Genomic DNA, 12,466 nt, shown 5'->3' with positions numbered 1-12,466 from the left:
ATCCTCACTTTATTTAATTTAAAAAAGAGAAGAAGCGCAATGCTTCTTCCCTTTATTCTCTGTCATTATGAGAAAGATTATTCTTCTCCGATTTCAAAAGATACCAGCAGGTCTTCCTGGTTGACCTGTTCTCCCTCTTTGACATAGATCTTATCTACTTTTCCGTTGACCTTAGATACAACTGTGGTCTCCATCTTCATGGCTTCCACCGTGAGCAGCGGCATATTCACAGTGACCGGATCTCCCTCTTTTACAAGGACCTTTCCGACTGTTCCAGGGATGGTAGAGCCTAAATGTGCCGGATTGCTCTTGTCTGCCTTGATCCTGTGGTCAGCCTTAACCTCAAGGTTGTGGTCTAAGATCTTCACCTCACGCATGGAACCGTTGACTTCAAATTCCAGCAGGCGGTAACCGTTTTCATCCGGCTCTGACATATCCACAAACTTAATGATAAGATCTTTTCCAGCTCCGATGGTCAGGGTCGTTTCCTCACCTTTCCTAAGACCATAGAAGTACACATGACTTTCCAGTCTTGTGACATCGTTATAAGCTTCAAAATGTCTGCAGTAATCCTCATATACTTTCGGATACATAGCATAGCTTAAGGCCTTGCGGTGAAGGGTTTTCTCGTCCTCCATGGATTCATTGTAGAAGAACTCCTTGAGTCCTTTTTTGATCTGATCAAAGTCTTCTGACGGAAGCAGGCTTCCCGGACGGACTGTGATCGGTTTCTTGCCTTTCAGCACAATGTCCTGAAGTTCTTTCGGAAATCCACCTTCCGGCTGTCCGATCATACCTTCAAAATATTCTACCACAGAATCAGGGTAAGATAAGCCCTTGCCTTCAGTCAGAATATTTTCCTTGGTCAGGCCGTTTTTAAACATAAAGATTGCAAAATCTCCTACTACCTTAGAGGAAGGCGTCACCTTCACGATATTTCCAAGCAGGTCATTGGCATCTTTGTACAGACCTTTGATCTCCTCAAAGTCTTCCGCAGCTCCCATTTCTTTTACCTGGGCTAACAGGTTAGAGTACTGTCCTCCAGGAATCTCATACTTATAGATCTCTGTATTCGGAGCATCCATTCCACTTTCAAACTGCTTGTAGACTGGTCTCAATCTCTCATAATACTGGCTCAGTTCTGTGAGCTGATCCGGTACTAATCCGGTATCCCTATCTGTTCCGTAGAGAGCCTCCACCAGAGAGTTCATGGAAGGATTGCTGGTCATAGAGCTCATAGAGCCAATGGCACAGTCTACAATATCCACTCCCGCCTCCGTTGCTTTTAACAGAGTGCTGACTCCGTTGCCTGTAGAATCATGGGTGTGAAGATTGACTGGTATGTTAAGTTCTGACTTCAAGGCTGAGATAAGCTTCTCTGCCGCATACGGCTTCACAAGACCGGCCATGTCCTTGATGGTAAAGATATGGCATCCAAGGCTTTCCAGTTCTTTTGCCTTTTTCACATAATATTCTAATGTGTATTTTGTCTCATTCGGATTCAGAATATCCCCTGTATAGCAGATGGCACCTTCCACGATCTTTCCGGTCTTTAAGGCCGTCTCGATTGGAAGCTTCATATTCTCAACCCAGTTTAAGCTGTCAAAGATACGGAACACATCCACGCCTCGGCTAGATGCTTCTTCGATGAAAGCTTTGACCACGTTGTCTGGATAGTTCTTGTATCCCACTGCGTTTGATGCCCTTAAAAGCATCTGGATCAGCGTATTCGGCATTCTCTCTCTCAGCAGTGCGAGTCTTACCCATGGAGATTCCTTTAAGAATCGGTATGAGGTATCGTATGTCGCGCCTCCCCATGCTTCCACGGAAAATGCATTCTCCATATATTGGTTGGCTGCTTTGGCGGCCCCTGCAAGATCCTTTGTTCTCATACGGGTTGCCATCAATGACTGCTGAGCGTCACGCATCGTGGTATCCGTGACGTAAAGCTTTTTGTCCTGTAAAATCTTCTGCGTGAAGCCTTCGGCTCCCAGTTTTAAGAATTCATCTCTTGCGCCGTAAATCTCTTTCTTTTTATCATACTTCGGAAGAACACGGTCTTCAAAAAACGGTTTTTCTTCCGCTTTCTGTTCGTTGACCATTTTATTGCCGAGGAATTCCAGGATCTTTGTGGCACGATCCTGACTCTCAGGCAGAAGGAACAACTCCGGAGTATCTTCTATAAACGTAGTGTAGCACTGGCCGGTCTTAAAAGTCTCATGGTTCAGCACATTGATCAGGAACGGGATATTCGTCTTGATCCCACGGATCCTTGTCTCTTTTAACACACGGGTAGACTTCATCACAGCCCCTAAGAAGGTGCGGTCATGGGAACATGCCTTTACAAGAAGGCTGTCGTAATACGGTGTGATCTCAGCACCCGCATACGCATTTCCTCCGTCCAGACGGATTCCGTTTCCTGCTCCGGAACGGTAAACCGTAATCTTTCCGGTATCTGGCAGGAAATTATTAGACGGATCTTCTGTAGTGATACGTGTCTGAATAGCATAGCCTGTGGTCTCAACACTTTCCTGGGAAGGAATCTGGATCTCATCAGAATCCAAGGCATATCCCTGAGCTACCTGAATCTGGGTCTGCACGATGTCGATTCCTGTGACCATCTCTGTGACGGTGTGTTCGACCTGTACTCTCGGATTCATCTCAATAAAATAAGGGTTGTTATCCGCATCCACAAGGAACTCTAAGGTTCCGGCATTGCGGTAGCCCACTGCCTTTGCCAGTCTTAAAGAGCTGTCAAAGATGGTCTGCCTTGTCTCTTCCGGAATACTGAAGGCAGGTGCATACTCAACCACCTTCTGGTGGCGGCGCTGTACAGAACAGTCACGGTCATACAGATGAACCACATTTCCGTAATTATCCCCAATGATCTGTACTTCAATATGTTTTGGACTCTTTAAATACTTTTCTATAAAAATCTGGTCGTCTCCGAATGCCTTTTTGGATTCGTCTCTGGCTTCCGCATACTCCTTCGGCATCTCCTGTGCAGTGTGGACGATACGCATTCCGCGTCCGCCTCCTCCGTTGGATGCTTTCAGCATAACAGGATATCCGACTTTTTCTGCAATCTCAAGAACCTCTTTTTCACTATGTACTGCATGGTCGACACCCGGAATAATCGGAACATCCGCTTTGATCGCCATTTGCTTGGAAGAGATCTTGTCTCCCATCGCTCTCATGATGTCGGAAGTCGGTCCGATAAATGTAATGCCGTGTCTCTCGCAGGCATCTACAAATTCCGGATTCTCAGATAAAAATCCATAGCCCGGATGAATCGCATCCACATTCTTCTCTTTGGCAATCCGGATGATGGTCTTGATATCCAGATATGCATCGATCGGCCCTTTATCCGGATTCAGCTGATAAGACTCATCCGCTTTGGAGCGGAACAATGCATAGCGGTCTTCTTTTGAAAAGACGCCAACAGTCGTAATCCCTAACTCATTCAGTGCACGAAATACACGGATTGCAATCTCACCGCGGTTGGCTACTAATACTTTTTTAAATTTCTTTATTTGCATTGGTAAACTACTCCTTATATAAAATTTGTCTTTCCTGGCAGGACAATAATCCGCGCCAGTAAGACGTATTAGAAATCATTATAGCTTAAAACAAATCATATTACAATAGTAGATTGCCCCACAACCTTCGATCGGTCAAAAAAAGACGGCTTCCTATATCGGAAACCGCCTTGGCAATATCTTATTCTGCATCATCTGCATTGTCAGTGATCAATGCTTTCATGCTCAAGCTGATCTTCTTTTCATCCTTTTTGAAGTCAACGACTTTGGCTGTGATTTCCTGTCCAACGGATAAAACATCAGATGGCTTGTCAATATGTTCCTTGGCAATCTGAGATACATGAAGCAGAGCATCAATGCCTGATTCTAACTCAACAAATGCTCCGAAATCAGTCATACGCGCAACTTTTCCGTCTACAACGTTGCCAACTTTATATTTCTCTTCTGCCTTTAACCATGGATTCTCTTCAGGGAATTTCAGGCTTAACGCAATCTTCTCACCCTGGATATCCTTGATCAGTACGGTAACCTTATCTCCGATAGAAAATACCTTTTTAGGATTCTCTACACGTCCCCAGGACATCTCAGAGATATGAAGCAGTCCGTCTGCACCGCCCAAATCGATGAATGCACCGAAGTCTGTCACGTTCTTGACAACTCCGTCAATCTTCATTCCAGGCTCAATCTTCTCGAATAATTCTTTCTGTTTTTCTTTCTTCGCAGCTACTAATAACTGCTTGCGGTCACCAATGACTCTTCTCTTTCTCGGGTTAAACTCACTGATGACAAACTCGATTTCCTGTCCGTCATATTTCTTTAAGTCTCTCTCGTAAGAATCAGAAACAAGGCTTGCAGGGATAAAAACTCTCGCCTCATCAATAATGACACTTAAACCACCATCTAAAACCTGTGCTACAGGCGCTTTGAGTACTTCTTTGTTTTCGTAAGCTTCTTCCAGGCGCTTGTTGCCTTTTTCTGCTGCCAGTCTCTTATATGTCAACAACACTTGTCCCTCACCGTCGTTCACTTTCAGGACCTTTGTCTCCATCGTATCTCCTACTTTGGCGATTGTTGTTAAATCTAAGTTAGCTGCATCATTAGAGTATTCGCTGCGTGTCAGGATACCGTCAGCTTTATAACCGATGTTTAAGATGATCTCATCTGGCTTTACGTCAATGACTGTTCCTTCCACTACCTCTCCGTTACGAATCGTAACTAAACTTTCCTCTAATAATTGTTCAAAACTCTTTTCCGTCATGCTAGCATGAACCTCCTTGATAATTTTCTCTGGGGTGGATGCCCCCGCTGTAATACCTACCTTACCAGTCGATTCAAAAAGTTTCAAATCCAGGTCTTTAAGTGTCTGCACAAAAAAGGTGTTCCCACACTCCTTCTTGCTGATCTCATATAACTTCTGGCTGTTAGAACTCTGTCTGTCGCCAATGACAATCATTGCATCTACATCGTGTGCTATAGATTTTGCTTCTAGTTGACGCTCTTCTGTGGCATTACAAATTGTATTACATACTTCTATATGATAACTCTTTTCCTTGATAATTTCAACTATATCTTGAAATTTATTGTAATTAAATGTCGTTTGCGAAACAACACAGGTCGGTTTGCTCTCCAGGTCGACCCCTGAGAGCTCTTTTGCATCGGATACAATATGGACTTCTCCGCTGCACCATCCTCTGATCCCTTCCACTTCCGGATGCTCCGCACTTCCGATGATCAGGATCTGTTTTCCTTCCCCGCTGGCCTTCTCCACGATCCTGTGGATCTTTAACACAAACGGGCAGGTGGCATCCACCAGATTCAGGCCCTTCCCGCGGATCAGCTCATAAATATCCTTTGCCACTCCATGGGATCTTATGATCACAGTACCCTCTGAGATCTTCTCTAAATCCTCCCGGGATTTTAGGACCTTGACACCTCTCTTTTCCAAGTCTGAGACAACTTCCGAGTTGTGGATGATCGGTCCGTATGTATAGACCTTTTCTTTCCCGGCTTCTTCATATACCTTGTCCACCGCACGTCGGACACCAAAACAAAATCCTGCTGTTTTCGCTAAATTTACTTCCATCTCTTATTTCACCTTTTCAAATTCCCGGATGACCGTGTCCACCACATCTTCAATGGACATGAAAGAAGAGTCCACAAGAACCGCATCCTCCGCCTGTTTGAGCGGTGCGATATCTCTGGTCATATCCTGGTGATCCCTTTTCTTAATATCGTCTTCAATTATAGCAAGATCAGCTTCCTGCCCTTTCTCGATCAATTCATCATAACGGCGCTTTGCCCTGACCTCCACGGACGCCGTCAGATATATTTTTAAATCCGCATCCGGCAGCACATTGGTCCCAATGTCTCTTCCGTCCATGAGAATATCCGCAGTTTTGGCAAGATCTCTCTGAAGATCCAAAAGAGTGGCCCTGACAGAAGGATAGGCAGAGGTCTTGGAAGCCATATTTCCCACTTTTTCTGTTCTGATCTGTCCTGTGACATTATCTCCGTTTAAGATCACCTGCTGCATGCCGTCCTCATAGGCAATGCGGACATGAATGTCCTTGCACGCCTCATCGATAGCCGCCTCATCCTTCTCATCGATGTGATGGTGTATAAAATAGAGCGCCATAGCCCGGTACATGGCTCCCGTATCCACATAGATAAACTCCAATTTCTTTGCGATCGTCTTTGCGATCGTGCTCTTACCGGCCCCTGCCGGCCCGTCAATGGCAATACTGTACATAGTATGATATCCTCCTAATTCATTCCTGCTAAATATCCTGTAGACCACGCGATCTGGAGATTATACCCCCCGGTCAGCGCATCCAGATCCAAAACCTCTCCAGCAAAATATAATCCCTGCACCTTTTTTGACTCCATGGTGCTTGGGTTGATCTCCTTTACATCCACGCCTCCATGGGTGATGATGGCCTCCTTAAATCCCCTGGTACTGGTGACAGACAGAGGTACTGCTTTTAAAAGTTCCGCAAGCCTCATCCGCTCCTTCTTTGTAATCTCATGGATCTTCTTCTCTCCGGGAATCTCCGACAGTTCTAAGATAACCGGGATCAGTTTTTTTGGCAACAGCTTTCCGAGAGAATTTTTAAATTCCTTGTTGATGTTTTCCTGAAAATCTTTAAGAAGTCTCTGGTCCAACTGTTCTTCTGACAGCGCCGGCTTCAGGTCGATCAAGAATTTCAGCTGTTTTCCTTTATGCTGTACCGCATAGCTGCTGGCACTGATGATGATGGGACCGCTGACTCCGAAGTGCGTAAATAGCATCTCCCCAAACTCCTTATAAATCCTTTTGCCGTCCGCATAGAGGGATGCCTCCACATTTTTAAGGGAAAGCCCCTGTAATCTTGAACAGACAGTACCATCCACGTTAAACGGAACCAGCGCCGGGTAAAGATGCGTCACCTTGTGTCCCTCTTTCTTTGCAAATCCATACCCGTCTCCTGTGGAACCCGTGGAAGGGTAGGACATGCCTCCAGTGGCAATGATCACCTTATCCGCTCTCATGACTCTTGAGCCTTTCAGTTCAACACCTCTGGTTCTCCCGCTCTCTGTCAGGATACGGCGTACCTCCGTATTCAGTTTGACAGTGACCTTCTGATGGCGAAGCTCTCTCTCCATAGCGCGGATCACATCCGAGGACTTGTCAGACAGAGGAAATACGCGGTTTCCCCGCTCTACCTTTACTGGACATCCCCACTGTTCCATCCACTCCATCATCTGCTCATTGGTGAAGGAATAAAACGCGCTGTATAAAAACTCCCGGTTTGTAACCACATGGCCCATCAGGTCCTCGATATCCCCGGCATTGGTCAGGTTACATCTTCCTTTTCCTGTGATAAAAAGCTTTTTCCCCAGCTTTTCATTTTTTTCTAATAAGACAACCTGATTGCCTTCTTTCGCGGAACAGATGGCAGCCATCATTCCTGCCGCCCCTCCTCCAACTACGATTACTTGACTCATAAAACTCCTTTATATCTTTAAGATTGTTTACATTCCAACAAAAGCCGTTTCTTCCGGCAGCCAAAATACAAAAGCCCGAACACATCCGCCAAAGCCCATCCGATGGGAACTGCCCACCAAATCCCAATCAAACCTATGGCAGGAACGGCTGACAAAGCATAAGCTAACAGAACTCTGCTCCCCAGGGAGATGACTGTAAGCCAGATGGAAACTGCAGAGCGTCCCAGACCCCGGTAAAGTCCGTAGAGCAGAAATAGAATCCCAATACCCGCATAAAAACAGCCCACAATATGAAGATACTTTACCCCGATGGCAATGATCTCCGTCTCCTGCGGTTTGATGAAGATCAGCATAAGCTGCCTGGCAAACGCCACCACGATCATAGATGCAGCGGCACAAAAACAGACAGAGATCCCCACTGCCAAGCGGAGACCATTTTTGATACGGTCAGGTTTTCCCGCTCCATAATTCTGCGCAATGTACGTGGTAAACGCATTGCCGAAATCCTGTGCCGGCATATAGGCAAAGGCATCGATCTTTACTACTGCTGCAAAGGCTGCAGAGGTTAAGAATCCAAAGCTGTTGACTAATCCCTGCACCATCAAAATTCCAAGATTCATGATAGACTGTTGTATGGCTGTCAAAGTGGAGTTATTGATGATCATTCCCAAAAGCTCCCGGCTGTAGTACATATGACAGCGCTTGGGGCACAATTCCCCTTCTTTTACAAAAAAATAGACCGTAATCAGGGCTGCGGATACCCCCTGGGCAATGACGGTAGCCCATGCCGCCCCTGCAATCCCCATTCCGAATTTTAAGATAAATACCATGTCCAATATGATATTCAGGACTGCGGAAACAGCAAGAAACATCAGAGGCGCCACTGTATTTCCGATACTGCGCAGTACACTGCTAAAAAAGTTATAGATGCAGACAAAAAATATCCCGAAAAAGATAATAAACAAATATTCCCGGGTAAAAGGAGCCGCTTCCGGAGGAATATGAAGCCAAAGAATAATCTCATCCAGAAGCAGAAACGCAAGCCCCGTGATTACAGCGGCCACTGCAAAAATAAAGACAAAAGCATTGACCACCGCTGTCTTCATCCGGTCTTCCTCCCTTCGCCCATAAAGCTGGGCAAATACCACCCCGCTGCCCATGCAGAGTCCCAAAAGGATCGACGTCAGCAGCACCATCAGCGCATAAGCCGATCCCACCGCTGACAGAGCCGCAGCCCCGATCGTCCTTCCGACAATGAGCGTATCGGCAACATTATACAGCTGCTGAAGCAGATTGCCCAAGATCATAGGAAGGCTGAATAAAATGATGGAGCGGCCGATCCTGCCATTCGTCAAGTCTACTCGCATTGATACCTCCATTATACACTGAATGCTGCCACATTTTCTTGAGATTTGTTTATAGATAATCTCTAAACAAGGCACAATTATAAATCTTATTTATACGTCCTGGCAGCCTTGTTTTATTATATAGTATCAGATTATTTTAAGCAATTGCATATCTTTAAATTCCTAACCTGAATTCCGTTCTCTTGAGGCATTGCCGGACTTTATCATTAATGCTATACTGTTTGAAAGAATTATAAGAAAGCAGGAGCATTTATGAAAACATCAGATTTTACGTTTGAACTGCCGGAGGAACTGATCGCACAGAATCCCCTGGCTGACCGTTCAAGCTCAAGATTATTAGTATTGGACAAAGAAAGCGGGGAGATCAGACATGAGGTCTTTAAAAACGTGGTCAGTTACCTGAAAAAAGGGGACTGTCTCGTATTAAATGACACCAAGGTCCTACCGGCCCGTCTGATCGGAGAAAAAGAGGGAACCGGAGCTAAAATCGAGGTCTTGCTGCTAAAACGAAGGCAGGACAATGTCTGGGAAACTCTTGTAAAGCCGGGGCGAAAAGCGAAACCCGGAACCAGGATCTCGTTCGGCGGCGGAAGGCTTGTAGGAGAAGTCACTGACATTGTAGATGAAGGAAACCGGCTGGTTCGTTTTGAGTTTGAGGGAATCTTTGAAGAGGTGCTGGACGAGCTCGGACAGATGCCTCTCCCTCCATACATCACACATCAACTTGAGGATAAAAACCGGTACCAGACGGTCTACGCCAAGCACGAGGGTTCCGCGGCAGCACCTACAGCCGGCCTGCATTTTACTAAAGACCTTCTGAAAGAGATCGAAGAAAAAGGGGTAAGGCTTGCCTACGTCACCCTGCATGTGGGACTGGGCACATTCCGTCCGGTAAAGGTAGAAGACGTGACGGATCATCACATGCACTCAGAATTCTATTCTGTGGATGAAACAGCTGCCCAGGCGATCAACCAAACCCGGGAGGACGGCAGACGGATTATTTCCGTTGGAACCACCAGTACCAGGACGCTAGAGTCCGCTGCTGATATGGACGGACATATTAAGCCCAAGAGTGGATGGACCGATATCTTTATCTATCCGGGGTATGAATTTAAAGTGATTGATGCCCTAATCACCAACTTCCATCTTCCGGAATCTACACTTTTGATGCTTGTTTCTGCATTGGCAGGCAAAGAACATATTCTTGCCGCCTACGAAGAAGCCGTTAGAGAACGGTACCGCTTTTTCAGCTTTGGAGATGCCATGTTTATTCAATAATTAGTATCTGAATAAACCCACAAGACGCAGAAATACTGCGTTTTGTGGGTTTTTCTGGTCAATGCCGCACCTTAGTGGTCAGGAAATCCAGATTTCGGTTATAAGTAAATTTTTTATTCCACAATATGACGCCAACAGTTTAAAAGCCGTTGCAAATACCAAGGTACTAGAGTAAAATAAAGACAAAACCAGACGGAAGAGGAGGTTCCCATTATGAAAAAAGATGTATTAGATTTTGTTGTTGCAAAAACCCACGAACTGATCGATTCCCCTACCTGCAGCCAAGAGACCAAGGAGGCTGCCAATGCCTGGCTGAATGCTGTGGATACCGAAAATGAAGCCGAAGAGACAAAAAAATACATTGCCGAGTTGGAAGAAGACATTATGCCCATTGACACATTGATCGGTTTTGCAGAGTCCGAAGCAGGAGCTCAGGTTTTTGGGACAGATAAAGCGAAAGATGTTGCGGCACACGCCAAAGAGATCAAGTCAAACGGAGCTAAATACTGCGACTGCCCTGCCTGCGCAGCTGTAGCCGCCATCCTGGAAAAGAAAGACCAGCTCTAGGAAAACAAACCAAAATACATAACTCCAACAAAACCCGGATATGCAGCATAACCTCTGCATATCCGGGTTTTGTTCTGTTCTGAAAGTTCTTAATCCTGGCTGTACCAATAATTCTTAAAGTCATATTTTAATACACGGTAGGCATATTTATCCGCGTCATAGGTAAATTTCCCGATCAGATTCCCTTTGCTGTCGTATTCACCGTAGGATTTATCCATGCCGCTGCTGTAGGTAATGTTTCCGTGATAATGCTGGACACTGCTCACAATGCTGGAATAAGGCAGTGTAAAGGAGCTGACAAGCTTGTAGGTTCCTTTGCTCTCATCGACCAGGTACTTATAGTACATAGACTTTGTGCCGGATTCAAATTCTCCAGTCCCTGGATACAGACTCCAGTCAAAACTTGTGTAAGCGGAGGAGCTTGCGTAATTGTTGTTAAACATATAGAGGTAATACTGTCCATCTGCCAGGGAATCATCCTTTTCATAAGTAATCGTGTGCTGTCCGGCCTGGGCCACAAATGTGCCGCTCTTTTTCAGCTGGTATTTTTTTAGCCCTGTACCTTCATAGAGGCTGCCCCCGTGGATTAGATAATCGATGGATGGACTTTTATAAATATTCTTCATCTTGATCACCGTGCTCTGTTCCCTGCTGCTTAATACAAGGCTTCCGTCCTCCAGCAGGTCAAAAGAATTCAGATGAAGCCAGTCAAGCTCCGTCCCCCCATATGTGTTTTTTCCACCTTCCCTTTGCTTCGCCGTCTTTCTGATCTCCTTAAAATAGTCTTCAAAATCGATAAGTTTCTCCACCTTCCCAGTTTTTACATCCACCGCGATCAACACATCTTCTATGGTATCCTTATTCTTGTCATTAACCAGGCAGAGGATCTTTTGACTTTCCTCGTCATAGGCAAAATCGTGGTGTAACTCGTATCCGTCGATAGAGTAAGTCTTCGTCACCTTTCCCAGTCCGTTGACAAGCGCGATTTTGTCCTCCTCATAGGAATAGGCCATCTGTCCGTCGATGAACAAAAGGCGGTCTGACCGGTAGGAATTCAGAGGAATCTTTCCTCTGATGGTGCCACTGTTGTCGTATAGATAAATATTGGCGTTGTCGGTTTTATCATGTCCCAGCATGGCAAACAGTCCATTGGACAGCTTCGTGGTCCCGCTTCCGCTGTTTAAACTGGAAACCGCAGGAATTTCGGAATCCGCCGCTGTTGTCACCCGGAAAGCTTCCTTGTAATAAATGTTTTGATTCTTGTCATAAAAGGTAAGCACCACTTGATTCGTCTTGCCCGGCACAAGCCCTGTGATCAAGAACTCCTGCTCATCTTTCTTGCCGCTGTTATTCTTCAGGGTATACGAATAGTCATCTTTCCCCTCGGCCCGGACCGTACACTTTACCGTGACTTCTTTGGATGAAGTCCCGTAAAAATATAGGGCTCCCGTATTGGTGCCGTACGGATTCATAACGAGGAGCGGATCCTTAACGGTATACTTCTGTTTTGTTTTCCACTTGGCCAGCTGCTGGTCTGTCTCCTTCTGATAAGCCTTTGTATAAATATTAGTTTCTTTATGTTTGACAGTTTTCACCTTGCTGCTTATCTGTTCAGGCGCAGGTTCTGCCCAAACAAGAGGCAGCAGGTTCCGGCTGAACGCGAAACCTGCTGCTATAATGAGTCCTAATAGAATAATATAATGCTTTTTCTTCATGATACTCCTTCCTTTC

The 12,466-nt window shown here is 45.6% G+C and carries 8 protein-coding genes; 2 read left to right on the top strand and 6 right to left on the bottom strand.

What is annotated here, in order from left to right; translation table 11 throughout:
• Window positions 1-77 precede the first annotated feature (77 nt).
• From AR1Y2_RS06395 to AR1Y2_RS06375, 5 genes are all read right to left on the bottom strand, one after another.
• Window positions 78-3,539, bottom strand: a complete 3,462-nt coding sequence (locus tag AR1Y2_RS06395) for a pyruvate carboxylase (protein ID WP_137328229.1) — start codon at window positions 3,537-3,539, stop codon at window positions 78-80.
• 181 nt (window positions 3,540-3,720) lie between these two features.
• On the bottom strand, window positions 3,721-5,622 hold the full coding sequence (locus tag AR1Y2_RS06390; protein ID WP_137328228.1) for a bifunctional 4-hydroxy-3-methylbut-2-enyl diphosphate reductase/30S ribosomal protein S1: 1,902 nt from the start codon (window positions 5,620-5,622) through the stop codon (window positions 3,721-3,723).
• 3 nt (window positions 5,623-5,625) lie between these two features.
• Entirely contained in the window at window positions 5,626-6,288 is a 663-nt protein-coding gene (gene cmk / locus AR1Y2_RS06385; protein WP_137328227.1) for a (d)CMP kinase, read from the bottom strand.
• A 14-nt stretch (window positions 6,289-6,302) separates the two neighbouring features.
• Entirely contained in the window at window positions 6,303-7,523 is a 1,221-nt protein-coding gene (locus AR1Y2_RS06380; protein WP_137328226.1) for a BaiN/RdsA family NAD(P)/FAD-dependent oxidoreductase, read from the bottom strand.
• A gap of 17 nt (window positions 7,524-7,540) precedes the next feature.
• Complete coding sequence (locus tag AR1Y2_RS06375; RefSeq protein WP_243118880.1) at window positions 7,541-8,890, bottom strand: MATE family efflux transporter; 1,350 nt, start codon at window positions 8,888-8,890, stop codon at window positions 7,541-7,543.
• Window positions 8,891-9,142: 252 nt separating this feature from the next.
• On the opposite strand from AR1Y2_RS06375, the gene queA reads away from it, so the two are divergent.
• Window positions 9,143-10,168 (top strand): tRNA preQ1(34) S-adenosylmethionine ribosyltransferase-isomerase QueA, encoded by a 1,026-nt coding sequence (gene queA, locus AR1Y2_RS06370; RefSeq protein WP_137328224.1) that lies wholly within the window; start codon window positions 9,143-9,145, stop codon window positions 10,166-10,168.
• A gap of 213 nt (window positions 10,169-10,381) precedes the next feature.
• Window positions 10,382-10,735, top strand: a complete 354-nt coding sequence (locus tag AR1Y2_RS06365; RefSeq protein WP_137328223.1) for a molecular chaperone Hsp90 — start codon at window positions 10,382-10,384, stop codon at window positions 10,733-10,735.
• A gap of 89 nt (window positions 10,736-10,824) precedes the next feature.
• Here the strand turns inward: AR1Y2_RS06365 and AR1Y2_RS06360 are convergent, their stop codons facing one another.
• The gene (locus AR1Y2_RS06360) at window positions 10,825-12,450 is read right to left on the bottom strand and encodes an aryl-sulfate sulfotransferase (RefSeq protein WP_137328222.1); all 1,626 of its coding nucleotides are present in this window, start codon (window positions 12,448-12,450) and stop codon (window positions 10,825-10,827) included.
• Between the last annotated feature and the right edge of the window lie 16 nt (window positions 12,451-12,466).

The organism is Anaerostipes rhamnosivorans (assembly GCF_005280655.1).
Classification (GTDB): domain Bacteria; phylum Bacillota; class Clostridia; order Lachnospirales; family Lachnospiraceae; genus Anaerostipes; species Anaerostipes rhamnosivorans.
This window is presented reverse-complemented; position numbering and strand designations above follow the sequence as displayed.